28 protein-coding genes are annotated in these 24,402 nt (G+C 60.4%); 18 read left to right on the forward strand and 10 right to left on the reverse strand.

What is annotated here, in order from left to right; translation table 11 throughout:
- Nucleotides 1–69 precede the first annotated feature (69 nt).
- On the forward strand, nt 70–963 hold the full coding sequence (locus tag AD665_RS09745; protein WP_024778480.1) for a LysR family transcriptional regulator: 894 nt from the start codon (nt 70–72) through the stop codon (nt 961–963).
- Here AD665_RS09745 and AD665_RS09750 read toward each other — a convergent pair.
- Nucleotides 960–1,286 (reverse strand): ElaB/YgaM/YqjD family protein, encoded by a 327-nt coding sequence (locus tag AD665_RS09750; RefSeq protein WP_024778479.1) that lies wholly within the window; start codon nt 1,284–1,286, stop codon nt 960–962. The genes AD665_RS09745 and AD665_RS09750 overlap by 4 nt on opposite strands.
- Nucleotides 1,287–1,456: 170 nt before the next feature.
- On the opposite strand from AD665_RS09750, the gene AD665_RS09755 reads away from it, so the two are divergent.
- Nucleotides 1,457–1,672 (forward strand): dodecin, encoded by a 216-nt coding sequence (locus AD665_RS09755; RefSeq protein WP_024778478.1) that lies wholly within the window; start codon nt 1,457–1,459, stop codon nt 1,670–1,672.
- 115 nt (nt 1,673–1,787) lie between these two features.
- Nucleotides 1,788–2,009, forward strand: a complete 222-nt coding sequence (locus tag AD665_RS09760) for a DUF1161 domain-containing protein (RefSeq protein WP_024778477.1) — start codon at nt 1,788–1,790, stop codon at nt 2,007–2,009.
- A gap of 53 nt (nt 2,010–2,062) precedes the next feature.
- Here the strand turns inward: AD665_RS09760 and AD665_RS09765 are convergent, their stop codons facing one another.
- Nucleotides 2,063–3,064: an LLM class flavin-dependent oxidoreductase gene (locus AD665_RS09765; RefSeq protein ID WP_024778476.1), complete on the reverse strand. Its 1,002-nt coding sequence runs from the start codon at nt 3,062–3,064 to the stop codon at nt 2,063–2,065.
- Nucleotides 3,065–3,297: 233 nt separating this feature from the next.
- On the opposite strand from AD665_RS09765, the gene AD665_RS09770 reads away from it, so the two are divergent.
- Together AD665_RS09770 and AD665_RS09775 are read left to right on the forward strand one after the other, a co-directional pair.
- Complete coding sequence (locus AD665_RS09770) at nt 3,298–3,729, forward strand: OsmC family protein (protein ID WP_053191901.1); 432 nt, start codon at nt 3,298–3,300, stop codon at nt 3,727–3,729.
- Nucleotides 3,730–3,859: 130 nt separating this feature from the next.
- Nucleotides 3,860–4,093 carry a DUF1161 domain-containing protein gene (locus AD665_RS09775; RefSeq protein WP_024778474.1) on the forward strand — a complete coding sequence of 78 codons (234 nt, stop codon included), beginning with the start codon at nt 3,860–3,862 and terminating at the stop codon, nt 4,091–4,093.
- Here the strand turns inward: AD665_RS09775 and AD665_RS09780 are convergent.
- Both AD665_RS09780 and AD665_RS09785 read right to left on the reverse strand, forming a co-directional pair.
- Nucleotides 4,090–4,515, reverse strand: coding sequence for a PA0061/PA0062 family lipoprotein (locus AD665_RS09780; RefSeq protein ID WP_024778473.1), 426 nt, complete (start codon nt 4,513–4,515; stop codon nt 4,090–4,092). The genes AD665_RS09775 and AD665_RS09780 overlap by 4 nt on opposite strands.
- 39 nt (nt 4,516–4,554) lie before the next feature.
- Nucleotides 4,555–4,968: a PA0061/PA0062 family lipoprotein gene (locus tag AD665_RS09785; protein WP_024778472.1), complete on the reverse strand. Its 414-nt coding sequence runs from the start codon at nt 4,966–4,968 to the stop codon at nt 4,555–4,557.
- 60 nt (nt 4,969–5,028) lie between these two features.
- Here AD665_RS09785 and AD665_RS09790 point away from each other — a divergent pair, with 60 nt between their 5' ends.
- Nucleotides 5,029–6,105 (forward strand): aminopeptidase, encoded by a 1,077-nt coding sequence (locus tag AD665_RS09790; RefSeq protein ID WP_053191903.1) that lies wholly within the window; start codon nt 5,029–5,031, stop codon nt 6,103–6,105.
- Between the two features lie 136 nt (nt 6,106–6,241).
- Here AD665_RS09790 and AD665_RS26800 read toward each other — a convergent pair whose 3' ends face one another.
- The 3 genes from AD665_RS26800 to AD665_RS09805 all read right to left on the reverse strand — a co-directional run bounded on the left by AD665_RS26800 (nt 6,242) and on the right by AD665_RS09805 (nt 8,276).
- Nucleotides 6,242–6,700 (reverse strand): REP-associated tyrosine transposase, encoded by a 459-nt coding sequence (locus tag AD665_RS26800; RefSeq protein ID WP_024778470.1) that lies wholly within the window; start codon nt 6,698–6,700, stop codon nt 6,242–6,244.
- A 187-nt stretch (nt 6,701–6,887) separates the two neighbouring features.
- Complete coding sequence (locus AD665_RS09800) at nt 6,888–7,538, reverse strand: HAD family hydrolase (RefSeq protein WP_053191907.1); 651 nt, start codon at nt 7,536–7,538, stop codon at nt 6,888–6,890.
- A 192-nt stretch (nt 7,539–7,730) separates the two neighbouring features.
- Entirely contained in the window at nt 7,731–8,276 is a 546-nt protein-coding gene (locus AD665_RS09805) for a gamma carbonic anhydrase family protein (protein ID WP_024778468.1), read from the reverse strand.
- A gap of 72 nt (nt 8,277–8,348) precedes the next feature.
- On the opposite strand from AD665_RS09805, the gene prlC reads away from it, so the two are divergent.
- The 3 genes from prlC to AD665_RS09820 all read left to right on the forward strand — a co-directional run bounded on the left by prlC (nt 8,349) and on the right by AD665_RS09820 (nt 12,812).
- Nucleotides 8,349–10,427 carry an oligopeptidase A gene (gene prlC / locus AD665_RS09810; RefSeq protein WP_170167965.1) on the forward strand — a complete coding sequence of 693 codons (2,079 nt, stop codon included), beginning with the start codon at nt 8,349–8,351 and terminating at the stop codon, nt 10,425–10,427.
- Entirely contained in the window at nt 10,424–10,702 is a 279-nt protein-coding gene (locus AD665_RS09815; protein ID WP_024778466.1) for a YheV family putative zinc ribbon protein, read from the forward strand. The genes prlC and AD665_RS09815 overlap by 4 nt, the downstream gene beginning before the upstream one ends.
- Before the next feature lie 112 nt (nt 10,703–10,814).
- Entirely contained in the window at nt 10,815–12,812 is a 1,998-nt protein-coding gene (locus AD665_RS09820; RefSeq protein WP_053191909.1) for a M3 family metallopeptidase, read from the forward strand.
- Here the strand turns inward: AD665_RS09820 and AD665_RS09825 are convergent.
- Nucleotides 12,793–13,473 (reverse strand): phosphatase domain-containing protein, encoded by a 681-nt coding sequence (locus AD665_RS09825; RefSeq protein WP_024778464.1) that lies wholly within the window; start codon nt 13,471–13,473, stop codon nt 12,793–12,795. The two genes, AD665_RS09820 and AD665_RS09825, sit on opposite strands and share 20 nt — an antisense overlap.
- Before the next feature lie 196 nt (nt 13,474–13,669).
- Here AD665_RS09825 and AD665_RS09830 point away from each other — a divergent pair, with 196 nt between their 5' ends.
- The 3 genes from AD665_RS09830 (at nt 13,670) to AD665_RS09840 (ending at nt 17,279) form a co-directional block, all read left to right on the forward strand.
- On the forward strand, nt 13,670–14,728 hold the full coding sequence (locus AD665_RS09830; RefSeq protein WP_024778463.1) for a PA0069 family radical SAM protein: 1,059 nt from the start codon (nt 13,670–13,672) through the stop codon (nt 14,726–14,728).
- Between the two features lie 196 nt (nt 14,729–14,924).
- On the forward strand, nt 14,925–15,656 hold the full coding sequence (locus AD665_RS09835) for a carbonic anhydrase (RefSeq protein ID WP_024778462.1): 732 nt from the start codon (nt 14,925–14,927) through the stop codon (nt 15,654–15,656).
- A gap of 93 nt (nt 15,657–15,749) precedes the next feature.
- Complete coding sequence (locus AD665_RS09840) at nt 15,750–17,279, forward strand: SulP family inorganic anion transporter (RefSeq protein WP_024778461.1); 1,530 nt, start codon at nt 15,750–15,752, stop codon at nt 17,277–17,279.
- 131 nt (nt 17,280–17,410) lie between these two features.
- On the opposite strand, the gene AD665_RS09845 is transcribed toward AD665_RS09840, so the two are convergent.
- Complete coding sequence (locus AD665_RS09845; protein ID WP_024778460.1) at nt 17,411–18,061, reverse strand: hypothetical protein; 651 nt, start codon at nt 18,059–18,061, stop codon at nt 17,411–17,413.
- Between the two features lie 373 nt (nt 18,062–18,434).
- Between AD665_RS09845 and coxB the strand changes: the two genes are divergently transcribed.
- The 4 genes from coxB to AD665_RS09865 all read left to right on the forward strand — a co-directional run bounded on the left by coxB (nt 18,435) and on the right by AD665_RS09865 (nt 22,818).
- Complete coding sequence (gene coxB / locus AD665_RS09850; RefSeq protein ID WP_024778459.1) at nt 18,435–19,562, forward strand: cytochrome c oxidase subunit II; 1,128 nt, start codon at nt 18,435–18,437, stop codon at nt 19,560–19,562.
- A gap of 82 nt (nt 19,563–19,644) precedes the next feature.
- Complete coding sequence (ctaD, locus tag AD665_RS09855; RefSeq protein ID WP_024778458.1) at nt 19,645–21,237, forward strand: cytochrome c oxidase subunit I; 1,593 nt, start codon at nt 19,645–19,647, stop codon at nt 21,235–21,237.
- A gap of 117 nt (nt 21,238–21,354) precedes the next feature.
- Nucleotides 21,355–21,906: a cytochrome c oxidase assembly protein gene (locus AD665_RS09860; protein WP_024778457.1), complete on the forward strand. Its 552-nt coding sequence runs from the start codon at nt 21,355–21,357 to the stop codon at nt 21,904–21,906.
- A 24-nt stretch (nt 21,907–21,930) separates the two neighbouring features.
- The gene (locus tag AD665_RS09865) at nt 21,931–22,818 is read left to right on the forward strand and encodes a cytochrome c oxidase subunit 3 (protein ID WP_024778456.1); all 888 of its coding nucleotides are present in this window, start codon (nt 21,931–21,933) and stop codon (nt 22,816–22,818) included.
- 8 nt (nt 22,819–22,826) lie between these two features.
- On the opposite strand, the gene AD665_RS09870 is transcribed toward AD665_RS09865, so the two are convergent.
- Complete coding sequence (locus AD665_RS09870; protein WP_024778455.1) at nt 22,827–23,030, reverse strand: twin transmembrane helix small protein; 204 nt, start codon at nt 23,028–23,030, stop codon at nt 22,827–22,829.
- Between the two features lie 70 nt (nt 23,031–23,100).
- Between AD665_RS09870 and AD665_RS09875 the strand changes: the two genes are divergently transcribed.
- Both AD665_RS09875 and AD665_RS09880 read left to right on the forward strand, forming a co-directional pair.
- Complete coding sequence (locus tag AD665_RS09875) at nt 23,101–23,838, forward strand: SURF1 family protein (RefSeq protein ID WP_053191911.1); 738 nt, start codon at nt 23,101–23,103, stop codon at nt 23,836–23,838.
- Complete coding sequence (locus tag AD665_RS09880; RefSeq protein ID WP_024778453.1) at nt 23,804–24,397, forward strand: hypothetical protein; 594 nt, start codon at nt 23,804–23,806, stop codon at nt 24,395–24,397. Before AD665_RS09875 ends, AD665_RS09880 begins: the two co-directional genes overlap by 35 nt.
- The last annotated feature ends 5 nt before the right edge of the window (nt 24,398–24,402 follow it).

Genomic DNA, 24,402 nt, shown 5'->3' on the forward strand with positions numbered 1-24,402 from the left:
CTACCCCTGACATCTCGCCCTGAAAACCGATAAGATCGCCGCAACCTGTCAGGAAAACTCACAGATACCATGAGCCATGATCTTCCCCCGCTCAACGCCTTGCGTGCCTTCGAAGCCACTGCTCGCCTGAACAGCGTAAGCCAGGCGGCCGAACAGCTTCACGTCACCCATGGCGCGGTCAGCCGACAGTTGAAGTTGCTGGAGGAGCATTTGGGTGTCAGCCTGTTCGTCAAGGATGGACGCGGCCTGAAACTCACAGATGCGGGCCTGCGCCTACGCGATGCCAGCGCCGAGGCTTTCGAGCGGCTACGCACTGTCTGCGCCGAGCTGACCCAACGCACGGCGGATGCTCCGTTTGTACTGGGCTGTTCGGGTAGCCTGTTGGCACGCTGGTTTATTCCTCGCCTGGGCCGGCTCAATGCCGATCTGCCGGACTTGCGCTTGCATCTGTCCGCCGGCGAAGGCGATCTGGACCCCAGGCGCCCAGGACTGGACGCTTTGCTGGTATTTGCCGAGCCGCCCTGGCCGGCAGACATGCAGGTGTACGAGTTGGTCAGCGAGCGGATCGGCCCAGTCATGAGCCCGCGTTATGCCGGTTTCATCGGCCTGAAATCCGCCCCGGCCAGCGCGCTGCTGAGTGAGCCGCTACTGCACACCACGTCCCGTCCACAAGCCTGGCCGACCTGGGCACGGCAGAACGGCCTCGATCCCCAGGCGCTGAAGTTCGGCCAGGGTTTCGAGCATCTGTATTATTTGCTGGAGGCCGCCGTTGCAGGGCTCGGCGTGGCAATCGCTCCCGAACCGTTGGTGGCCGAAGATGTGCGTGCCGGACGCCTCGTCGCGCCATGGGGCTTCGGCGAAACCCCGGCGCGACTGGCGTTGTGGCTACCCAAGCGCGCCGCGGACGGCCGCGCCCGGCAGTTGGCCCAGTGGCTCAGGCATGAGCTGAGCCAACCGGCTTAATCACCGCGCTTGCACAGCAGATAAGCGGCCAACAGACCAAGAGCCCCGACCGCGACACCGGCGGTCGTCCAAGGGTGCTCTTGAGCGTAATCGCGTGTGGCGAGCCCGGTTTCGCGGGTTTTCACCTTGACCTCTTCATACGCATCGCTGAGCAGATGACGGGAATGCTTCAATGCATTTTCGGCGTTTGCCTTGAGCGATTTGAGGGTCTTACGCGACTCGTCCGAAGCGTCGTCCTTCAGGCTTTCCAGCGACTTGAGCAGATTCTCGATTTCCGCTTCCATGCTTTGCAACGAGGCTTTGCGTAATGAATTGCTGGCCATGATGGTTCTCTCCTGCAGTGGTTGAGTGCGTGTGAAAGTTGGGACTGCCACCGTTTCTGAAAGTGCAGTAAATCTGAACTTCAGCGCATGAACGGCACCACATGTAAGGCGAAAAATCACTGCTAGGCTTTTTGATAACCAAGCGGCCAGAGATAACCCTGGAGAACGTCATGACAGATCATCACACATACAAAAAGGTCGAGCTGGTCGGCTCGTCCTCCACCAGCATAGAAGACGCCATCAATAACGCCCTGGCCGAAGCCAGCAAAAGCCTCAAGCACCTGGAATGGTTCGAAGTCACCGAAACCCGCGGGCATATTGAAAACGGCCGGGCCGCGCACTTTCAGGTGACCCTAAAGGTCGGGTTCCGGATCGCAAATAGCTGAGGTGCCTGGAACTTGCACGCTGGCGGAGTGCCATAGGAATGGCGATGCGCTATCCGGTAAGCGCATCCCTCCTGTTTGATACCAGCCTGATTGATCCGACCAAGGAGTGCGAGCGATGAAAAAGTTGATGGTTGCTGTAGGTTTGCTGAGCCTTGCCGGTTCTGTATTTGCCGCCGGCAAGCCCTGCGAGGAGCTGAAAAACGAAATTGCAGCGAAGCTTGATGCCAAGCAGGTGTCAGGTTATTCGCTGGAAATCGTCGATAAAGGTACGGCGAGTGATGGGAAGGTCGTCGGTACATGTGAGGGTGGTACGAAGGAAATCGTCTACAAGCGCTGATGCTGCTCGAATGTCAAAGCCGACGCATGCGTCGGCTTTTTCATGGGCACGATTCAGCCCTTCATGACCTGCGCCAACAATTCATATGAACGCAAACGGTCGGCATGCTCATACAGATCGCTGGTGAAAATCAGCTCATCGGCCTGAGTCTGCTCGATCAGCACCTCGAGGCGGGCGCGGATCTTCTGCGGACCACCGACCATCGCCAGGCCAAGGAAATCGCCCACCGCTTCTTTCTCATGGGGCAACCAGAGACCGTTCATGGTTTCGACGGGCGGACGCTGCACCAGACTCTGACCGCGCATCAGCGCAAGGATCCGCTGATACACCGAGGTCGCCAGATAATCAGCCTGCTCATCGGTATCCGCTGCCACCAACGGCACGCCGAGCATCACGTAGGGTTTGTCGAGTACCGCCGACGGTTTGAAATGGTTGCGATAGATGCGAATCGCCTCATGCATATAGCGCGGTGCGAAATGGGAGGCAAAGGCGTAGGGCAAACCGCGTTCACCGGCCAGTTGCGCACTGAACAGGCTGGAGCCCAGCAACCACACCGGTACGTTGGTCCCAGTGCCGGGCATGGCGATGATGCGCTGATCAGGCGTGCGCGGGCCGAGATAGCGCATCAGCTCGGCCACGTCGTCAGGGAAGTCGTCGGCGCTACCGGAGCGCTCACGACGCAAGGCCCGGGCGGTCAGTTGATCGGAACCGGGTGCACGACCCAGTCCCAGATCGATCCGACCCGGGAAGAGGCTTTCCAGGGTGCCGAACTGCTCGGCGATGATCAACGGCGCATGGTTGGGCAACATCACCCCGCCGGAGCCGACACGAATGGTCGAAGTACCACCGGCCAGATAACTCAGCAACACCGCCGTCGCGGAGCTGGCGATGCCATCCATGTTGTGGTGCTCAGCCACCCAGAAACGGGTGTAGCCGAATTTTTCCACGTGCTGCGCCAGATCCAGCGAGTTACGCAAGGAGCGGGCGGCGTTGCCATCCGCGCGTACAGGCACGAGGTCGAGGGTTGAGAATTTCACTTCGGACAGCTGTTTCATGGGCCGGCGTCTCCAACGGGGCTTTCCTGCGGGCAAAAGCCTGCCGTTTTCAGTAGGTGTGTTCCCTGCAATGTGGGCATATACCCGAGTTTCAATAGCTACAACAAATTTTCCTACTAAATTAGTCGACTAATCGATGAGGTGAACTTTATCGAGCGGTCTATCCTCACAAGCCTGACAGTTAAAAAACACCCGGCGCACACCCTCGCGCCGGATCTTGAGGAGGCATACATATGGCTATCATTAAGAAAGCATCGGCTCACTGGGAAGGCGACCTGAAAACCGGTATCGGCTCCATCTCCACCGAAACCGGCGTGCTGCGCGAAGCACCTTATGGTTTCAAGGCCCGTTTCGAAGGCGGCCGCGGCACCAACCCCGAAGAACTGATCGGAGCGGCCCATGCCGGGTGCTTCTCCATGGCGTTTTCGATGATCCTGGGGGATGCCGGGCTCAAGGCCGACAGTATCGATACCCATGCCGCAGTGACCCTCGACCAGGTCGACGGCGGCTTTGCCATCACTGCGGTGAACCTGATCCTCAAGGCGAAGATTCCCGGCGCCAGTCAGCAGCAGTTTGAAGAACTGAGTAACAAGGCCAAGGAAGGATGCCCCGTTTCCAAGGTGCTGAACGCCAGGATCACCCTGGATGCCACGCTGCTGAACTGACGCCCCGCATCAGGATCGCAGTCGCCGAAGGCTGCGATCTTTCCTCTGTTACCCGGCAAGCAATGTGTGATCGAATGCAGTAGGCAGTTTCAACGTATATGCGGTACGTGCTGCAGCGAGGAGTTCGAGCATGAAACGGTTTGCTCTGGTCATCATCGGTTGCGCCTTGACCACGTCGGCCCTGGCGGCGCCAAAATCCTGCGAAGAACTGAAAGCGGAAATCGAGGCGAAGATCCAGGCGAATAAGGTGTCGTCCTACACGTTGGAAATCGTCACGAACGAAGACGTCCACGATCAGAACATGGTGGTCGGCACCTGCGAAAACGGTACGAAGAAAATCATCTACCAGAGGAATGACAGCTAAGGAATGCAGTTGACCTGCCGTTCCTCGGCGACAATTTCACGCTTGGCATTGTAGAGCCGGGCGCTTGGAGTAAATGCCAGGTTGCGGGCTTCCAGACGATAACGCTGGCCGGCCTCGAAATGATCGTAGCGCACGATCATGTAGCACAACCGCTCCTGCGGTTCGGCTTGCATACCCAGTCCACCACCGCTCATGACCTCGAAGTCGAAGCGCACTTTCAGCTCATGGCTGCCCGGCGAAACCTGGAAGAACCGCCCATCTCGCAGACGTTGCCCATCCAGGCCCTCGGCCATGAGCATCTTGCCACCCGGCATGGGGGTCGCAAAATCGACCCAGGCCATATTCGGATCGACCGGGGGCAGCGGACTTGATGCACAACCGCTCACCGAGACAAAAGCCAGTAACAGGATATGAAGACGCATGGTGGATTTCCTGAAGTCAGGGTTTGAGCATAGCGCCAATCAACTCTGCTGGCAGCCCGCCGGTGTACCTTGGCCCACGACTTTGCGCCGCTGGTCATAGAGCTTGGCCCATGGTCGGAAACCGATGCTGCCGGCCTGCAACTGGTAACGCTGGCCTGCGTTGAAGTCCTTGAATTTCACATTCAACCGACAATCGCGCCACAGCGGCTCGGCATCCGGCCCAATGTTTCCAGGCTCAACGGCAAATTGATAACGCACGGTCAGCTCATGGGCACCGGGCTGTACTTCGAAATAACGTTTGTCCACGGACGTCTTGTCATCGACTTCCAGCGCTTGCAACGCCGTGTCCTGATGGTTGCCAAGATCGATCCACGCTTGCGCAGGATCAGGGTCGGGCAAGCTGGCACAACCGGTCAACAGCAACAGGCCACTCGTCAGCAGCAACATGCGCATAGCGAAGCTCCGGGCAGGCGGGATAGTCTTGTGGGCAGACTTTTCCCAAGGTGATTCCAATTGATCAGGCCGCGTTCCAGCCATCGGTTACTCGACCGTGTTTTCAGGCTTTTGTTTCCGGGCCTCCTGCTTTTGTTACTCAACGGTTGTTCCAACGTCGGTTATTACGGCCAGCTCGTCAGCGGACAGCTGCGGCTGTTGCAGGCTCGGGAGCCGGTCGACCAGGTGATTGCCGACCCCACTCGCGACGCCCGGTTGCGGGAGCATTTGGCCAAGGCGCGTGAGGCGCGAACATTCGCCAGCGCTCACCTGCATCTGCCGGATAACAAAAGTTACCGCCTGTATGCGGACATTGGCCGGCCTTACGTAGTCTGGAATGTCTTCGCCACGCCGGAATTTTCCCTGGCCCCGCAAAACCACTGCTTTCCCATCGCCGGTTGCGTGGCGTATCGCGGCTTCTACAGCCAGAGTGCCGCTCGTGGCGAAGCCGCCTTGCAACGTTTGCGTGGCATGGATGTGTCGATTGGCGGGGTAGAGGCTTATTCGACGCTGGGCTGGTTCAACGACCCGATCCTGAGCTCAATGATGCACTGGGGCGACGAACGCCTGGCCACGCTGATTTTTCATGAACTGGCGCACCAGCGGTTCTACGTACAGGACGACACCGAGTTCAACGAGTCCTTTGCCACCTTCGTCGAACAGGAAGGCACCCGGCAATGGCGCGCCAGCCGCGGGCTGGCACCGGATGATGGCAAGCAGATACTTCAGCGCGACCAGTTCATCCAGCTGATCCTCGACACCCGTCAACGACTGGAAAAGCTCTACGCACAGCCCTTGCCGATCGAACAGATGCGTCAGCAAAAGGCCCAGGCATTCGAACGCCTGCGCGCCGAATATGCGCAGCTACGTGACAGCCAGTGGGCCGGCGACAAACGTTATGACGCCTGGGTCTATGCGCCACTGAACAATGCGCGATTACTACCGTTTGGCTTGTATGACCAATGGGTGCCGGCGTTTGCGGCCTTGTTCCGACAGGAATCGGGTGACTGGGTGGCGTTTTATGCCGCGGTGGAAAAACTGGGCAAGCTGCCAATGGATGAGCGTAAGGCGGCGTTGAAGGCGTTGGCAGGGTCATAGATTTCGGGTAATTGGACTGGCCTCATCGCGGGCAAGCCTTGCTCCCACAGAACCTACAATGCCCTCATGCCGGATGGATTCTGTGGGAGCAAGGCTTGCCCGCGATGAGGCCGTTATGAACACCGCATAAGCCGACTCAGATCCATGCTGCATCCCACAACGGATAATCCCCTATCCGCTTAACCAACCCTGCTCGCAGAGGGTTTGCCACGATATAACGCGCCACGGTTTGCAAATCTTCTTCCTTGCGAATGGCCCGGTCGTGGAAACCTTCTTGCCAAAGCGGTCCTTGACGCTGCATCTGTCGATTGAAGGCTACGGTGGTCCGGGACTTCGTGCGCGCAATCAATTTCGAAAGCCCTATATCCTGCAATTCGATCAGCCAATGAAAATGGTCCGGCATGACAACCCAGGCCAGGGAACGGGCGAATTGTTCTTGCTGAGCTTTTCGAAAGGCGTCCACTACCAAACGTCCTGTCTCGAAGCGATTGAAAACCGGATCGCGACGGAGCGCTACTACCGTCAATAGATAAATTTGTCCGGATTGCGAATAACGCCCGAAACGCAATCGATTGGAATGTGCCTGGGTTTTCAATGGGGGATCCTCCTTGATCTGTCTTTGTCCTAAGGCTAGACAGCAGAAGCGGATCTGATCTGAAAAGTTGGAGCAGGATGTGTCTGGGTGGCCTCATCGCGGGCAAGCCTTGCTCCCACAGAACCGACAATTCCCTCATGCCGGATGGATTCTGTGGGAGCAAGGCTTGCCCGCGACGACTATTGAACTAACCCCGCAAAAACGCCTGATGCAGCTCATCCACCGTCTGAAAGTGATGCGCCGGATTCTCGGCGATGAGCTCCTCACGACTGCCAAACCCATACCCCACCGCCGCCGCATCCAGGCCATTGCTGCGCGCGCCGATCAGGTCATGTTTACGGTCGCCGATCATCAGGGTCTTCGCCGGGTCGAGGCCTTCTTCAGCCAGCAGGTGGGCGATCAATTCGACCTTGTCGGTGCGGGTGCCGTCCAGCTCGCTGCCGTAGATCACCTTGAAGTGCCGCGCAAAATCAAAATGCCGGGCGATTTCCCGGGCAAAGACCCAAGGCTTGGAAGTGGCGATGTACAACTGCCGCCCCTGCCCCACCAGGGTATCCAGCAGCGGCATCACCCCCTCGAAAACGCGGTTTTCGTACAGGCCGGTGACTTTGAAGCGCTCGCGGTAGAAATTCACCGCCTCCCAGGCCTTCGCTTCGTCGAAGCCATAGAACTGCATGAAGGCCTGCAGCAGCGGCGGGCCGATGAAATGTTCGAGGCGGGTCAGGTCGGGCTCGTCGATGCCCAATTGGCTGAGGGCGAACTGGATCGAACGGGTGATGCCTTCACGCGGGTCGGTGAGGGTACCGTCGAGGTCGAACAGTACGGTTTGGTAGTGCATGCAAGCTCCCGAGGTGAATGAATCAGTAGCAAGGGGGTCATCTGTGGCGAGGGGATTTATCCCCGCGGGGTTGCGTAGCAGCCCCAAACCAAAAGTCGCGGTATGTCAGGAAGGATTGCAATCTGCTTCATTGGGGCTGCTGCGCAGCCCAGCGGGGATAAATCCCCTCGCCACAGTGATTCAACAGATGTTTCAGGGCTGGTCATAACCTTCAGCCAAGTGCAAATCCTTGAGCTTCACGTAGTTCGCCGCGCTGTAGGTGAAGAAGGCGCGCTCCTTGTCAGTCAGCGGCCGGGCCTGTTTCACCGGGCTGCCCACATACAGGAAGCCACTCTCCAGGCGTTTGCCCGGCGGTACGAGGCTGCCGGCACCAATGATCACATCATCCTCGACCACGGCGCCGTCCATGACGATGCTGCCCATGCCGATCAGCACCCGGCTGCCTACGGAGCAGCCATGGAGCATGACCTTGTGGGCGATGGTCACGTCATCGCCGATCAGCAATGGAAAACCATCGGGATTGAAAGGGCCGGCGTGGGTGATGTGCAGCACACAGCCGTCCTGGACGCTGGTACGGGCGCCGATGCGGATGCGGTGCATGTCACCGCGAATGACCGTCAGTGGCCAGACGGAGCTGTCTTCGCCGATTTCAACGTCGCCGATCACCACCGCGGTGCTGTCGACGAAAGCGCCCCGGGCAAGCCGTGGGGTGTGATTCTGGTACGTGCGAAGGGTCACGATAGGCTCTCTCTTTTCTACTGATAGTCGCTGCTAGCTGCGGTGAAGGTCGATTGTAATTAAGATGGGCCGATGTTTCTTCCAGCCAAGGTGCCAACCGTGAGCGTGAACAACCCTCTTTTACAGCCCTATGACCTGCCGCCATTCTCGGCGATCCGTGCCGAGCACGTGCAACCGGCCATCGAGCAGATCCTGGCTGACAACCGTGCCGCCATCGCGCAGATCCTCAAGACCCAAGGCCAACAGCCAAGCTGGGCAGGCCTGGTGCTGGCGATGGACGAGCTCAACGATCGCCTGGGCGCCGCCTGGAGCCCGGTGAGCCACTTGAACGCGGTGCGCAACAACCCTGAACTGCGTGAAGCCTATGAAGCCTGCCTGCCAGCTCTGAGCGCCTACTCTACCGAGTTGGGCCAGAACCGTGAGTTGTTCCAGGCCTTCGAAGCCTTGGCGAACAGCCCCGAGGCCGCCGGTTTCGACGTGGCGCAAAAAACCATCCTGGAACACTCCCTGCGGGACTTCCGTCTGTCGGGTATCGACCTGCCGCCGGAGCAGCAGAAACGCTACGCTGAGGTGCAAAGCAAGTTGTCCGAGCTGGGCAGCCGGTTCTCCAACCAACTGCTGGACGCCACCCAGGCCTGGACCAAGCACGTCACCGACGAAGCGGCTCTCGCCGGCCTGACCGATTCGGCCAAGGCACAAATGGCCGCGGCCGCCCAGGCCAAAGAGCTGGACGGCTGGCTGATCAACCTGGAATTCCCTAGCTACTACGCGGTGATGACCTACGCCGAAGACCGCGCCCTGCGTGAAGAAGTCTACGCGGCCTACTGCACCCGCGCGTCGGACCAAGGCCCGAATGCCGGTCAGAACGATAACGGCCCGGTGATGGAACAGATCCTCGACCTGCGCCAGGAGCTGGCCCAATTGCTGGGCTTCGCCAATTTCGCCGAGTTGAGCCTGGCGACCAAGATGGCCGAGTCCAGCGACCAGGTCCTCAGCTTCCTGCGTGACCTGGCCAAGCGCAGCAAACCGTTTGCCGCCCAGGATCTGGAACAACTGAAAGCCTTCGCCGCCGAGCAAGGCTGCCCCGACCTGCAAAGCTGGGACAGCGGTTTCTACGGTGAAAAACTGCGCCAGCAACGCTACAGCGTCGCCCAGGAAGCCCTGCGCGCGTACTTCCCGATCGACAAGGTACTGAGCGGTCTGTTCGCCATCGTGCAACGCCTCTATGGCATCGAGATCACCGAGCTGAAAGGCTTCGACGCCTGGCACCCGGACGTGCGCCTGTTCGAGATCAAGGAGAACGGCCAGCACGTCGGGCGGTTCTTCTTCGATCTCTATGCCCGCGCCAACAAGCGTGGTGGCGCCTGGATGGACGGCGCCCGGGACCGTCGTCGCACGATCGATGGCGTGCTGCAAAACCCGGTCGCCAACCTGGTGTGCAACTTCACCCCGGCCGACAGTGGCAAACCGGCCCTGCTGACCCACGACGAAGTCACCACGCTGTTCCACGAGTTCGGCCATGGCCTGCACCACCTGTTGACCCGCGTCGAGCACGCCGGCGTATCCGGCATCAACGGCGTGGCCTGGGATGCCGTGGAGCTGCCAAGCCAGTTCATGGAGAACTGGTGCTGGGAGCCTGAAGGCCTGGCGCTGATCTCCGGTCACTACGAGACCGGCGAACCACTGCCCCAGGACCTGCTGGAGAAGATGCTCGCGGCGAAAAACTTCCAGTCCGGCCTGATGATGGTCCGCCAGCTGGAATTCTCGCTGTTCGACTTCGAACTGCACGCCACCCATGGCGACGGCCGCAGCGTGCTGCAAGTGCTCGAGGGCGTGCGCGACGAGGTGTCGGTGATGCGTCCTCCGGCCTACAACCGGTTCCCCAACAGCTTTGCCCACATCTTCGCCGGCGGCTACGCGGCGGGCTACTACAGCTATAAGTGGGCGGAAGTGCTGTCGGCCGATGCGTTCTCGAAGTTCGAGGAAGACGGCGTGCTCAACGCCGACACCGGCCGCGCTTTCCGCGAGGCGATCCTGGCCCGTGGCGGTTCCCAGGAACCGATGGTGCTGTTCGTCGACTTCCGTGGCCGTGAGCCGTCGATTGACGCACTCTTGCGCCATAGCGGCCTGAGCGAGGACGCGGCAGCATGAGCGAGGGGCCTGTGATCACGAAAAAACGCTTTATCGCCGGGGCGGTCTGCCCGGCGTGCAGCGAGCCGGACAAGTTGATGATGTGGAACGAAGACGGCGTGCCGCACCGCGAGTGCGTCGCCTGCGGGTATTCCGACACGCTCAACGAACAAGGCCTGTCAGTGCCCAAGGAACTGGGCACCCGGGTCAATACGTCGGCGCTTAAAGTGCCGGACGCCAAGGTCCAGGCAGTGCAGTTCTTTCCCAACCCCAAGTTGAAGAAAAAAACCGACTGACATGTCCGGCATCACCTTCCGGGCCACCCGGCCCGGAAGCGATACATATATACCGCCAGGCTTCACGCCTTCCTCCCCAGACTGGTCGCCCAGACAGACAGGAAGGCTCCTCATGCCCCACGACGATAATCCGCTGCTGCAGGTGTATGACCTGCCGCCTTTTTCGCAGATTCAAGCCGAACATTTCTTACCCGCCCTCGACTGGCTGCTTGCCGAAAGTCGCAATCAGGTGGCCCACATCATCAAGACCCAGACGCCCTTCCCTACCTGGGATGACCTCGTGTTGGCCATGGATGAAATCCACACACGACTGGAAGGCTTCGGTTACCTGCTGCACCTTCTGACCACGACCAGGACAGAGGACGCCTGGGCGCGGGCCTCCCTGGATTGCAGTGAACGATTGCATGATTTCCAGGCCTCGCTGAAACAACACCCCACGCTGTTCGAGCTCTATCAGCGCTTGGCGGACAGCCAGATCGCCAGGCATTTCGCACCGACTCGCACCCGGGTCCTGAAGAAAATCCTGCGCCAGTTTCACCAGAACATGCCGGCAGGCCTGAGCCTGCTGAAGCTGCGCATCAAGGAGGTCCAGGGGTTATTCCTGGAAAACCTGCAAATGGCCAACCAGGCCTGGCACAAAACGTTCGACGATGAAGCCCGGCTGAGCGGGTTGCCGTCGCGGTTCAAGCAACAGATGGCCCGCCAGGCGCGGGAAGCCGGGCGCACGGGTTGGTTGCTGACGCTCAGCGATGAATCGTTTGGCATCGTCACCCACAACGCTGACGACCGTCTTCTGCGCCAACAGGTGTACGAGGCCTACAGCACGCGCGCGTCAGATCAAGGCCCACAAGCAGGCCGGTTCGACAATGCCGACGTACTCAGGCAATTGCTCGAAGACCGTCATCAGTACGCCACCTCCCTGGGCTATCCGAACTTTGCCCAACTGGCGATCGAGCCTGAGCAAGCCGCCTCCACTGAGGAAGTCATGACGTTCCTGCGGGCACAGCTAGAACGACAGCAGCGCCACTTCAAGCGGGACGCCGACCAACTCAAGGCCTTTGCCACGCAGCAAGGTCTCAGCGACCTCCAGCCCTGGGACTACCCCTATCTGGTGAATCAACTTCGCCAGCAAGCGGCAGGGATCTCCAAGGAAGCGCTGAATGTCTGGTTTGCATTGGAACCGACGTTTGCCCAACTATTGCGGATGGCGACGGAGTTGTTCGGCGTCGACTTCGTCGAACGCCAGGATGTGGTGACCTGGCACCCGGACGTGCGGCTGTTCGAAGTCAGCGAATGGGGCGCGGTCATTGGCTACATTTATTTCGATCCGTTTTCGGATCAAAACCGAGACGGTTTTCCCAGTACCACCACCCTGCGAAGCCGCCATATCACCGCCGAGGGACGCCCTCGGCATCCCATCGCAACGTTACATGCGTGGTTGCCGCGCAGTGAAGGTGCAGACCCGGTCCTGCTCGATCACCGGCAGCTGCGAGTCCTTTTCCATGAGTTCGGCCATTGCCTGCAGCATGTCCTGACCCGCGCCGAATATCGCGACCTGTCAGGCATCAATAGCCTGTCTCACGATGCCGCCGAGTTTGCCGGAATCCTGCTCGAACAATGGTGCTTTTCCCGGCAATGCCTGGTGCGGATCTCGAAGCACTACCAGACCGGAAGAAAGATGCCTGACGAGGTCGCCACTCAACTGTTGACCTTTGCCGGGACCCAGACCAGTTGGGAAACCGCGGCGTTGTTGCGCAACGCGTTATTCGACATGGAGTTACATCGCACCCACGGTGATGGGCGAACCGTCCAGCAGGTATTTGACCAGGTCAGCGCACAGGTCGGGCATCTGCCTGTATTCGCGAACGAGCGCTGGCCCAATGGCCTGGACTACCTGGTGACCGGTTATGGGGCGACTATCTACGCCTACGTCTGGTCAAAGGAGTTGGCTGTGACTGTGTTCCAGCGATTCAAACGCGACGGGGTGTTCAACCCGGCAACCGGTCGCGCGTTGCGTGAAACCGTTTTTGCGCCGGGTGACTCGCGACCGCTGTCGGTCTCCATCGCCGCCTTCTCAGGCACGCCACCGATCAGCTCCCCGGCAGGGTGAGCTGCGGCTCAAGGTGATGGGCTGTAGTGGTCGAATTGACCCAGCTCTTCAAGGAGCAAAGGGCAAACACACTGGTGCTGCATTCACCATTCGCCAACGCAAGACGGAGCTTTTCCACATCGGCCTGCATCATGTAACGGATCCCGTCCTTGAAGTGATGGCTGTCACCGAAACCGCCTTCGGTCATTTCGTTCAGCGCGTCCTCTTTACTCCAGCCCTGCACCACCACCCTGTACATCGCCGCCACCAGTCCGGTGCGGTCCGAGCCGTGCTTGCAGTGCATCAACACGGGGCCCTTGGCTTCGGCGGCCTGGACGGCACGCAAGGCCCGGAGAATGTCGCTGTCGTCGACATGATTGGTGCGATAAGGCAACCGTACCTGCTCGACGCCGGGGGTGGAAAGCCAGCGCGCATCCGATTCCGGCAGGAAGGTAATGACCGTGCCGATCTTGAGTTTCGTCAGCAGGGGCAGGGCTCCACCATCCGGTAAGGAGCTGCGGTAAAGGGTGGGGGACATCTGATAGAGGTTGTAATCCTTTTCCACCGGCTGGGCCCACTCAGCGGGCCTCGTCTGTACGACATCAGCGGCCTGGGCGCAGGATCCGGCCAGCCCTATCAGCAAGGCCAGACAACACAGTGAACGGGAGCGGAGCTTGAGCATGCACGGATGACCGGAAACAGAAGGGTTGGAGGTGAAGCAGTTTCGACTCGTACCGGTAAAAAAGCCGTAACAAGGACGTCAAAGTGTTGTGAATTATCACCGGCACATGTGCCACCTCCGCTCAGGCGCTGAATGGCACTGGTTCAATCCGAATACCGGAGATACTGTATGCGCATACAGCTATGGAGCATTCCTCATGTCGGCCTCCCTTCCGCCTCGCGGCCGTGGCACCGCTGCCAACCCGCACAACCGCTTCGCCCCAAATCGCTCGGTGGTCGAAGATGACGGCTGGTACCAGGAAGTACCACTGACCCAAAGCACCGAAGTACGCTTCGAAACGGCGAAGACCATCATCACCCGCAATACCTCGCCGGATATCCCTTTTGATCGCTCGATCAATCCTTATCGGGGCTGTGAACACGGCTGTATCTACTGCTATGCCCGGCCCAGCCATGCGTACTGGGACATGTCGCCAGGGCTGGATTTCGAGACCAGGCTGATCGCCAAAAGCAACGCCGCCGATGTGCTGGAGGAGCAGTTGTCCAAGCGCGGCTATCAATGCGCGCCGATCAACCTGGGCTCCAATACCGACCCTTACCAACCCATCGAACGCGAACAGCGCATCACCCGCCGGATCCTGGAGGTGCTGCTGCGATATCGCCATCCGGTGACCATCGTGACCAAAGGCTCGCTGATTCTGCGGGACCTGGACCTGCTCACCGAGCTGGCCCGACAACGACTGGTGGCGGTGATGATCAGCCTCACCACCCTGGACGACGAGCTCAAGCGTATTCTCGAACCCCGCGCTGCGGCACCCAAGGCACGGCTGCGAGCGATCAGGGTGATGCGGGAGGCAGGCATTCCCGTGGGTGTGTTGTGCGCGCCGATGATTCCGATGATCAACGACAGCGAAATCGAAAGCCTGCTGAGCGAAGCCCATGCCGCCGGAGCCCAAAGTGCCTCCTACATCATGTTGCGCCTGCCGCTGGAAGTCGCGCCGCTGTTCGAGGAGTGGTTGCAGGCCCACTACCCCCAGCGCGCCGCCCACGTGCTGAGCCTGGTCCGCCAGAGCCGTGGTGGGGAGTTGTACGACAGCCAGTTCGGCAAACGCATGCGCGGCGAAGGTCCCTTTGCCGACTTGCTGGCCCAGCGCTTCACCAAGGCGATCAAGCGCTTGGGGCTCGACCGGCGCGATGGCTACCATCTCGACTGCGAAGCCTTTTGTCCGCCGGGCCGACAGATGTCGTTGATTTGATCGAAGCAGACCCCGGCAGCACAAGCCGGACAGGATGGCACCTGCACTTTAGGTCATGTCCGTAATCGTTGTCCTAGAGCCTTCGATTCAGTTTGAGTTAAGTTTCGACCGCTACCTTGCTCATCGAGTGACTGACGGGTCGACCCCTTCGACCTGGATGTTTTTTAACCAGCCACTGGCGTTATGAGGATGAATCATGAGTGACAAGGATAAACAGCCGTTGGCTGCGTCGGCTTCAGCCCAACCCGAGGCGGAAACCGCCGATGCAGCGCTGCAGCATATTGTTGACGGCTTTTTGCATTTCCATCACGAAGTCTTCCCGCAGCAGGAAGAACTCTTCAAGAAACTCGCCACCGCCCAATCGCCCAGGGCAATGTTCATCACCTGCGCCGATTCGCGCATCGTGCCCGAGCTGATCACCCACAGCTCTCCAGGCGACTTGTTCGTGACCCGCAACGTCGGCAACGTCGTTCCGCCTTATGGACAAATGAATGGCGGCGTCTCCACCGCCATCGAATACGCCGTGCTGGCCCTTGGGGTGCAGCACATCATTGTGTGCGGCCATTCCGACTGCGGTGCCATGCGCGCGGTGCTCAATCCCCAAACCCTGGAAAAAATGCCCACGGTCAAAGCCTGGTTGCGCCACGCCGAGGTGGCCAAGACCATGGTCCACGACAACTGCCCGTGTGGCGACGAAAAACAGACCATGCCCATCCTCACCGAAGAAAACGTGATCGCGCAGTTGCATCATTTGCGAACGCACCCTTCGGTGGCCTCGCGCATGGCCAGCGGCCAGTTGTTCATCCATGGCTGGGTGTACAACATCGAGACCAGCGAGATCAAAGCTTTCGACGCGGACCAGGGTCGTTTCCTGCCGCTCGATGGCAGCCAACCGATCCCGGTCGCGACGCCCAAAGCGCGCTTCTAATCGCTCCTAAATAAATTTTTGCGTGGTAAAGCCCTGTCTGCTCTTCGAGCGGCCGGGCCTTGCCATGCCTGAAGAATCTTCGGGAGAGTCACCATGCGTGCCGCTCAATTGAAAGCTGTTCTGCCACGGGAGCTGCTGGCTTCGGTGGTTGTGTTTCTGGTGGCGCTGCCCTTGTGCATGGGCATCGCCATTGCATCCGGCCTACCGCCCGCCAAGGGCTTGATCACCGGTATCGTCGGTGGTCTGATCGTGGGCTTTTTCGCCGGTTCGAAGTTGCAAGTCAGCGGGCCGGCCGCCGGGTTGGCGGTACTGGTTTTCGAACTGGTGCGCCAACATGGCGTAGGCATGCTCGGACCGATCCTGTTGCTGGCGGGGCTCCTGCAATTACTGGCCGGGCGTTTTCGCCTGGGCTGCTGGTTCCGGGTAACCGCGCCGGCCGTGGTCTACGGCATGCTGGCGGGTATTGGTGTGCTGATCGTGCTGTCCCAAGTCCATGTGATGCTCGATGCGGCGCCCAAGCCGTCAGGGCTGGATAACCTGGCGGCGTTCCCCGGCGCAGTCGCCCAGGCGTTGCCGTCGTTCGGCTGGCAGGCCGGCCTGCTGGGGCTGTCGACGATTGCGGTGATGTGGCTGTGGGAAAAGTTTCGCCCTCATCGCCTGCGCTTCATACCCGGCGCCTTGCTCGGCGTAGGCTTGGCCACCGCTGCCAGCCTCCTGCTGGCCTTGCAGATCAAGCGTGTCGAAGTGCCGGACAACCTCGCCGAAGCCATCGACTGGCTGCGCCCGGCGGACCTGCTGAACCTGGCCGATCCCACGCTACTGATCGCGGCATTCGCGGTGGCCTTTATCGCCAGCGCTGAAACCCTGCTGTCGGCGGCCGCGGTGGATCGCATGCACAGCGGCGAGCGTGCGGACTTCGACCGGGAACTGTCCGCCCAAGGTATCGGCAACATGCTCTGCGGCTTGCTCGGCGCCTTGCCAATGACCGGGGTGATCGTGCGCAGCTCGGCCAACGTCCAGGCCGGGGCCACCACGCGGATGTCGACGATTTTCCATGGCCTGTGGTTGCTGCTCTTCGTCCTGTTGCTGTCCAGTGTGCTGCAAAGCATTCCGGTGGCAAGCCTGGCGGGCGTGCTGGTCTACACCGGCTTCAAACTGGTGGATCTCAAGGCGTTTCGTGGCCTTGGCCGTTATGGCCGGATGCCGATGTTCACTTATGCCGCAACGGCGTTGGCGATCATCTTCACCGACTTGCTGACCGGTGTGCTGATCGGTTTCGGCCTGACCCTGGCGAAATTGGCCTGGAAAGCCTCGCGACTGAAAATCAGCCTGGTCGATCTTCCCAGGGAAGGAGAGATGGAGCTGCGCCTGATCGGTGCCGCGACCTTCCTCAAGGTGCCGGCGTTGACCCAGGTGTTGGGGACCATCCCCGAGGGCGTGACGGTGCATGTGCCGCTCAACAACCTGAGCTACATCGACCATTCGTGCCTGGAGTTGTTGGAAGAATGGGGCCGGGCGAACGCCAGTAAGGGATCGAAGCTGCTGATCGAGTCCCGCGGGCTCAAGCGCCGGTTGGAGGGACGGTTGCGAACGACGACGGGGATTGGCGCTGCGGCGTCCTGACACCCTGATGAACGAATGTGGGAGCGAGCCTGCTCGCGATGGCGGTGCATCAGGCAACATTTTAGTCGGCTGACAGACCGCTATCGCGAGCAGGCTCGCTCCCACAAGAGTTTGGTGAATTCAGCTCTGGATCAAGCCGCCGGCTGATCCAGCTCCAGTCCCACACCCAAGCGCCGCGACATGCACGGCCAGCGCTTCCAGGCGGCGCCGGTGTCTGGGCTGCTGAGTTTCTCGCGGTAGGTTTCTACCGACTCCAAGGCAAACGTCTCTTCGTTGAGCATCTCATCAAAGGCGTGATGCACCACTTCGTCGAGCTGGTTGGCAAAGGTTTCGCCGATCAACTGGTGGGCAATCAGATTGGCGACCGTCATGTCCAGGGGGATCAATGGCTGGCCGAAATGCTTGATGTACAGGTCATTGACCTCTTCGACAAATCGATGCGCCAGGTAGGCCTCATCCAACAGGCTGTCGAGCCCGACATGGCCGGCCATGATCGACGGCGGCTGGAGGAAGTACTGCTCGGCGATTGTCAGCACCGGTTTGATTTGCGGCTCGATGCCCGCCTCCTTGGCAACCTCGTTGGCGGCATCCAGCAAGTCGGGGACTTCATCGATATAGGCAGCAACAAACCGCGCCAGGACGTCGTTAGCGTTCGTCTCTGGCAACTGGATAGCCCGGTGCAGGTGCGGTAACTGGCCTTCCAACTGAAGGGCCAACTGCCCCGTCTCGGCTTCGTGTTGTTGGGCTTTTTGGATCTGCTCGCGCAATGCGGCGGTGTTCATGACAACTCCAGGAAAACAAAGGCAATGAAATAGGGAAGACATAACTTAGCTGGCGAATAAACACGCCTAAGACCTATTTGTCATAAATGCCTCTTCCTTGATGCAACGCTGTTATATCGGTTTGCCATCATCTGGTTTCGCATCCTTCTCCATTCGTGGCCTCCAGCGCAAGTCCCGTCTGTTTCAAACGATTTACGCCGTCGCGTTGCGAGGTTGCAGTCGCTGTCTATACTCGGATCTGAATGGAGTTAGCTGATGAACCCGATGTACGGCAGCAAGGCACGGCGGTTCGAGTTCGTAGTCTGATGTAGCCGCTCTCCTTGCCGCAGGCGTTACGCCTACGGGATAACAAGAACGATAAGGGGAACCCGCAATGACGCGACATCCACATGTTTGGATGGGCCTCCTGTTGTGTTCGATTTTCAGCCAGGCGCAAGCCGCCTGGACTGTGAATATGGCGCCTGGAGCGACACAGATCAGCAATGCAGTATTCGACCTGCACATGACCATCTTCTGGATCTGTGTAGTGATCGGCCTCATCGTCTTCGGCGCCATGTTCTGGTCGATGATGATGCACCGCCGCTCGACCGGCCAGAACGCGGCCCACTTCCACGAAAACACCCGCGTCGAGATCCTCTGGACCATCGTGCCCTTCCTGATTCTGGTGGCCATGGCGATTCCCGCCACCGCGACCCTGATCAAGATGTACGACTCCAGCGAGTCGGACATCGATATCCAGATCACCGGCTACCAATGGAAGTGGCACTACAAATACCTGGGCCAGGACGTCGAGTTCTTCAGCAACCTGACCACACCCGCCGAACAGATCCATAACCAAAGCACCAAGGGCGAACATTACCTGCTGGAAGTCGACAAGCCGCTGGTGCTGCCGGTCGACGCCAAGGTGCGCTTTTTGGTGACCTCCGCCGACGTGATCCATTCCTGGTGGGTACCGGCCTTCGCGGTCAAGCGCGACGCCATTCCCGGGTTCGTCAACGAAGCCTGGACCCGGGTCGACAAGCCCGGCGTGTATCGCGGCCAGTGTGCAGAGCTGTGCGGCAAGGACCACGGTTTCATGCCCATCGTGGTCGAGGTCAAGAGCAAGCCCGACTACGAAAAATGGCTGGCCGAACGCAAGGCCGAAGCCGCGCAGCTCAAAGAGCTGACCAGCAAGGAATGGACCCTGGAAGAACTCAAGGAACGTGGCGACAAGATCTACCACACCACCTGCGTGGCCTGTCACCAGGCCGAAGGCCAGGGCCTGCCACCGATGTTCCCGGCACTCAAGGGCTCGAAGATTGCCACCGGGCCGAAGGCCGATCACCTGAGCCTGGTTTTCCACGGCAAACCGGGGACCGCCATGGCCGCGTTCGGCAAGCAACTGTCGGAAGTCGATATCGCCGCCGTCGTGACCTATGAACGTAACGCCTGGGGTAACAACAAGGGCGACATGGTTACGCCGAAAGAAGTGCTGGAACTCAAACAGGCGGAAAGCAAATGAGCCGGCCTGACGTGTGTTCCCGCAACCGGTCGGGGCTCATCGCCCCGCGCCGACCAGCCCATTCGTTCGAAGGAGACAGGACATGAGTGCTGTGATCGATGACCACGGTCATGCCGGCGCCGACCACGCCCACGGCCCCGCCAAGGGCCTGATGCGCTGGGTACTGACCACCAACCACAAGGATATCGGCACGCTGTACCTGTGGTTCGCCTTCTCCATGTTCCTGCTGGGCGGCTCGTTCGCCATGGTGATCCGCGCCGAACTGTTCCAGCCCGGCCTGCAGATCGTGGAACCGGCGTTCTTCAACCAGATGACCACCATGCATGGCCTGGTGATGGTTTTCGGCGCGGTGATGCCGGCCTTCGTCGGCCTCGCCAACTGGATGATCCCGTTAATGATCGGCGCGCCGGACATGGCCCTGCCGCGCATGAACAACTTCAGCTTCTGGCTGCTGCCGGCCGCCTTCCTGCTGCTGGTGTCCACGCTGTTCACGGCGGGGGGCGGGCCGAACTTCGGCTGGACCTTCTACGCCCCGCTGTCCACCACCTACGCGCCGGAAAGCGTGACGTTCTTCATCTTCGCCATCCACCTGATGGGGATCAGTTCGATCATGGGCGCGATCAACGTGATCGCCACCATCCTCAACCTGCGCGCCCCCGGCATGACGCTGATGAAAATGCCGCTGTTCGTCTGGACCTGGCTGATCACCGCGTTCCTGCTGATCGCGGTGATGCCGGTGCTGGCCGGTTGCGTGACGATGATGCTGATGGACATCCACTTCGGCACCAGCTTCTTCAGTGCCGCCGGCGGCGGTGATCCGGTGCTGTTCCAGCACGTGTTCTGGTTCTTCGGTCACCCCGAGGTGTACATCATGATCCTGCCGGCCTTCGGTGCCGTCAGCTCGATCATCCCGGCGTTCTCGCGCAAGCCGCTGTTCGGCTACACCTCGATGGTCTACGCCACGGCGGCCATTGCGTTCCTGTCGTTCATCGTCTGGGCGCACCACATGTTCGTGGTGGGCATTCCGCTGGTGGGCGAGCTGTTCTTCATGTACGCCACCCTGCTGATCGCCGTGCCCACCGGGGTGAAGGTGTTCAACTGGGCCAGCACCATGTGGCAAGGCTCGCTGACCTTCGAGACGCCGATGCTGTTTGCCGTGGCGTTCGTGATCCTGTTCTCCATCGGTGGCTTCTCCGGGCTGATGCTGGCCATCGCCCCGGCGGACTTCCAGTACCAGGACACCTACTTCGTGGTCGCGCACTTCCACTATGTGCTGGTGCCCGGCGCGATCTTCGGGATCTTCGCCTCGGCCTACTACTGGCTGCCGAAATGGACCGGCCACATGTACGACGAAACCCTCGGCAAGCTGCACTTCTGGCTGTCGTTCATCGGGATGAACATGGCGTTCTTCCCCATGCACTTCGTCGGCCTGGCGGGCATGCCCCGGCGGATTCCGGACTACAACCTGCAATTCGCCGACTTCAACATGGTGTCGTCCATCGGCGCGTTCATGTTCGGCACCACGCAGATCTTCTTCCTGTTCATTGTGATCAAGACCATCCGTGGCGGCCCGCCAGCACCGGCCAAGCCGTGGGATGGCGCCGAAGGGCTGGAGTGGAGCGTGCCGTCACCGGCGCCGTATCACACCTTTACCACGCCGCCGGAAGTGAAATGAACACGGTTGCCCTTGTGGGAGCGAGCCTGCTCGCGATAGACGCGACTCGGTGTGCCAGATGCACCGCTATCGCGAGCAGGCTCGCTCCCACAGGGGTTCGTGGGGAGGTTGGGAACCATGGCTGACTCGATTTCACTGAAGAAACTGATCACCCGCCTGATGATCGTGGTGGTGGCGATGTTCGTCTTCGGCTTTGCCCTGGTGCCGATCTACAACGTGATGTGCAAGGCGTTCGGCATCAATGGCAAGACCGCCGGGCAGTACGAAGGCGAGCAGGTGGCCGATGTGTCGCGGCAGGTTCGCGTGCAGTTCCTGTCGACCAATGCGGTGGACATGCCCTGGGACTTCTACCCCAAGGGCGATCAGTTGGTGGTCCAGCCGGGCGCGGTGAACGAGATGGTGTTCGTGGCCCACAACCCCACCGACCGGCCGATGAGTGCCCAGGCCGTTCCGAGCATCGCGCCGAGTAACGCGGCGGCGTATTTCCACAAGACCGAATGTTTTTGTTTTACCCAGCAAGTGCTGCAACCCGGTGAACGGATCGAAATGCCCATGCGCTTCATCGTCGACCGGGACATGCCCAAGGATGTGAAGCACCTGACGCTGTCCTACACGCTGTTCGATATCACCGCTCGTCATCCACCGGTGGCTCAAAACACTGAACGATAGCGTGCCCGATAAGGAGAACAATAAATGGCAACTCACGAACACTATTACGTTCCGGCCCAGAGCAAGTGGCCGATCATCGCCACGGTCGGGATGTTCGTCACAGTGTATGGCCTGGCGACCTGGTTCAACGACCTGAAGGCTGCCCGACCGGAATCCCACGGCCCGCTGATCTTCTTCGTCGGCGGCCTGCTGGTGGCCTACATGCTGTTCGGCTGGTTCGGCGCGGTGGTCAAGGAAAGCCGCGCCGGGCTGTACAGCCCGCAGCTCGATCGCTCGTTTCGCTGGGGCATGAGCTGGTTCATCTTTTCCGAGGTGATGTTCTTCATCGCCTTCTTCGGGGCGCTGTTCTACGTGCGCCATGTGTCGGGACCGGCCCTGGGCGGCGAAGGCACCAAGGGCCTGGCCCATATGCTCTGGCCGAACTTCCAGTTCACCTGGCCCTTGCTGAACAACCCCGACCCGAAACTCTTCCCGGCGCCCAAGGAAGTCATCAGCCCCTGGGGCCTGCCGCTGCTCAACACCGTGCTGCTGGTCAGCTCCAGCGTCACGGTCACCATCGCCCACCATGCCTTGAAAAAAGGCCACCGTGGCGCGCTGAAGCTCTGGCTGGCGATCACTGTGCTACTGGGTTGCGCATTCCTGAGCTTCCAGGCTGAAGAATACATCCACGCCTACAAGGAACTGGGCCTGACCCTGGGCTCCGGTGTCTACGGCGCGACGTTCTTCATGCTCACCGGTTTCCACGGCGCCCACGTCACCATCGGCACGATCATCCTGTTCGTCATGCTGATGCGCATCATGCGCGGGCACTTCGACAACGAGCATCAGTTCGGCTTTGAGGCGGCGAGCTGGTACTGGCACTTCGTCGATGTGGTGTGGATCGGGTTGTTCATCTTCGTCTACGTGCTCTAGGGCGCTGTTTACCAAGGTGCGTGGGACACCAACTGGCCGCTGAAGAAGCCCCAGGCAATCAAGCCGACGGTGACAGCGGCCAGGCTGACCCGAATCGCCAGGGCGATCATCAGGCGATTGGAATCGCTTTCGTCCTTGACCAGAAAAAACAGGCCGCTGAACAGGCTGACAACGGTGGCGATCAGCATCAGGACGATGGCTGCTTTTAGCATCAGGGACACTCCGGGGGGACGCGATGCACGTGAGTATAGCTTTCCCGTTCGACGACTTTCGGGCGGCGCCATGAAAGGCTTCCGGCCGGGCCTCGTGCCGTCTCTGGTGGTGGCCATCCTGGTCCCGGTCATGGTGTGCCTGGGCTTCTGGCAATTGAGCCGCGGCGAACAGAAGCGCGTGCTCATGGCGAATTACGCCGAGCGTCGCGTGGCGCCGCCGATGGACAGCGCCGAACTGCAACAGACGGCGGATCCGGCCTTTCGGCCGGTGCAACTGAGCGGTCAGTTCGACGCCGAACACAGCATCCTGCTGGATAACCGCCAGCACGACGGCAAGGTCGGCGTCGAATTGCTGCAACCCTTTCTCGACCACCGGAGCGGACTGTGGCTGCTGGTCAACCGCGGCTGGCTGCCCTGGCCTGACCGCCGCACCCCGCCGGTCTTCGACACCCCCGAACAATCCGTGAGCGTGCAGGCCTGGGTCTACGTCGCGCCCGGCACCACGTTCCAGCTCCACGCCGACCCCACCGGCGCACCGTGGCCACGCCTGGTCACCACCATCGAACCGGACAAGCTCTGGGCCGAGCTGGGCCGCCACGGTTTCGCCTACGAATTGCGCCAACAAGGCGGCCCTGGCGCCTACCGGACCGATTGGCCGGTGGTGAGCATGGGGCCGGAAAAACACCTCGGTTATGCCGTGCAGTGGTTCGCCATGGCGGCGGCACTGTTCGGCCTTTTCCTTTATCTCGGATGGCATAACGCAGGGAGACACCATGGGAACTGCCATGAATCCAACCAACACGTCTGAGGCACCCTCCGCACGCGACCGTCGCAAGGGCCGCCTGCAACTGCTGCTGATCGTATTCGGGGTGATCGGCCCGATGATCCTGGCCACCGGCATGTACAAATTCCAGTTCTGGGTGCCGGACAGCCGCAGCTATCACGGCGAACTGATCGGCACCGGCCAGACCCGCGCCGAGATCGGCGTACAGGCCGATGAGCAGCGCTGGCAGATCCTCGTCACAGCGCCGAAGGAATGCTCGGTGGACTGCCGGCAACTGGTGTACCTGGCCCGGCAGGTGCAGATCGGCCTCGGTCGCGACGCGTCCCGTGCCAGCCATGCCCTGGCCATCGCCCAACCGCTGGATGCCGAATACGACGCCCAGCTGCAGCGCGAATACCCACAACTGCAACGCTACCCGCTGGACCTGCCGGTCTATCAGAAAGACGTCCAGAACACCGACGGCGCCCAGCTGTGGATCATCGATCCCCACAGCAACCTGGTGCTGCGCTACGACGCGCGGGTCAAGGGCAAGGACCTGCTCAACGACCTGCGGCACCTGCTGAAACTGTCGAACATCGGATGAGGGCA

Source organism: Pseudomonas corrugata (assembly GCF_001269905.1).
GTDB lineage: Bacteria > Pseudomonadota > Gammaproteobacteria > Pseudomonadales > Pseudomonadaceae > Aquipseudomonas > Aquipseudomonas corrugata.

Bases quoted from the DNA above. Each gene is read 5' to 3' on its own strand.
- AD665_RS09745 (WP_024778480.1), top strand. From the start codon at position 70: ATGAGCCATGATCTTCCCCCGCTCAACGCCTTGCGTGCCTTCGAAGCC.
- AD665_RS09750 (WP_024778479.1), bottom strand. From the start codon at position 1,286: ATGGCCAGCAATTCATTACGCAAAGCCTCGTTGCAAAGCATGGAAGCG.
- AD665_RS09755 (WP_024778478.1), top strand. From the start codon at position 1,457: ATGACAGATCATCACACATACAAAAAGGTCGAGCTGGTCGGCTCGTCC.
- AD665_RS09760 (WP_024778477.1), top strand. From the start codon at position 1,788: ATGAAAAAGTTGATGGTTGCTGTAGGTTTGCTGAGCCTTGCCGGTTCT.
- AD665_RS09765 (WP_024778476.1), bottom strand. From the start codon at position 3,064: ATGAAACAGCTGTCCGAAGTGAAATTCTCAACCCTCGACCTCGTGCCT.
- AD665_RS09770 (WP_053191901.1), top strand. From the start codon at position 3,298: ATGGCTATCATTAAGAAAGCATCGGCTCACTGGGAAGGCGACCTGAAA.
- AD665_RS09775 (WP_024778474.1), top strand. From the start codon at position 3,860: ATGAAACGGTTTGCTCTGGTCATCATCGGTTGCGCCTTGACCACGTCG.
- AD665_RS09780 (WP_024778473.1), bottom strand. From the start codon at position 4,515: ATGCGTCTTCATATCCTGTTACTGGCTTTTGTCTCGGTGAGCGGTTGT.
- AD665_RS09785 (WP_024778472.1), bottom strand. From the start codon at position 4,968: ATGCGCATGTTGCTGCTGACGAGTGGCCTGTTGCTGTTGACCGGTTGT.
- AD665_RS09800 (WP_053191907.1), bottom strand. From the start codon at position 7,538: ATGCACTACCAAACCGTACTGTTCGACCTCGACGGTACCCTCACCGAC.
- prlC (WP_170167965.1), top strand. From the start codon at position 8,349: ATGTTTCTTCCAGCCAAGGTGCCAACCGTGAGCGTGAACAACCCTCTT.
- AD665_RS09815 (WP_024778466.1), top strand. From the start codon at position 10,424: ATGAGCGAGGGGCCTGTGATCACGAAAAAACGCTTTATCGCCGGGGCG.
- AD665_RS09820 (WP_053191909.1), top strand. From the start codon at position 10,815: ATGCCCCACGACGATAATCCGCTGCTGCAGGTGTATGACCTGCCGCCT.
- AD665_RS09825 (WP_024778464.1), bottom strand. From the start codon at position 13,473: ATGCTCAAGCTCCGCTCCCGTTCACTGTGTTGTCTGGCCTTGCTGATA.
- AD665_RS09830 (WP_024778463.1), top strand. From the start codon at position 13,670: ATGTCGGCCTCCCTTCCGCCTCGCGGCCGTGGCACCGCTGCCAACCCG.
- AD665_RS09835 (WP_024778462.1), top strand. From the start codon at position 14,925: ATGAGTGACAAGGATAAACAGCCGTTGGCTGCGTCGGCTTCAGCCCAA.
- AD665_RS09840 (WP_024778461.1), top strand. From the start codon at position 15,750: ATGCGTGCCGCTCAATTGAAAGCTGTTCTGCCACGGGAGCTGCTGGCT.
- AD665_RS09845 (WP_024778460.1), bottom strand. From the start codon at position 18,061: ATGAACACCGCCGCATTGCGCGAGCAGATCCAAAAAGCCCAACAACAC.
- coxB (WP_024778459.1), top strand. From the start codon at position 18,435: ATGACGCGACATCCACATGTTTGGATGGGCCTCCTGTTGTGTTCGATT.
- ctaD (WP_024778458.1), top strand. From the start codon at position 19,645: ATGAGTGCTGTGATCGATGACCACGGTCATGCCGGCGCCGACCACGCC.
- AD665_RS09860 (WP_024778457.1), top strand. From the start codon at position 21,355: ATGGCTGACTCGATTTCACTGAAGAAACTGATCACCCGCCTGATGATC.
- AD665_RS09865 (WP_024778456.1), top strand. From the start codon at position 21,931: ATGGCAACTCACGAACACTATTACGTTCCGGCCCAGAGCAAGTGGCCG.
- AD665_RS09870 (WP_024778455.1), bottom strand. From the start codon at position 23,030: ATGCTAAAAGCAGCCATCGTCCTGATGCTGATCGCCACCGTTGTCAGC.
- AD665_RS09875 (WP_053191911.1), top strand. From the start codon at position 23,101: ATGAAAGGCTTCCGGCCGGGCCTCGTGCCGTCTCTGGTGGTGGCCATC.
- AD665_RS09880 (WP_024778453.1), top strand. From the start codon at position 23,804: ATGGGAACTGCCATGAATCCAACCAACACGTCTGAGGCACCCTCCGCA.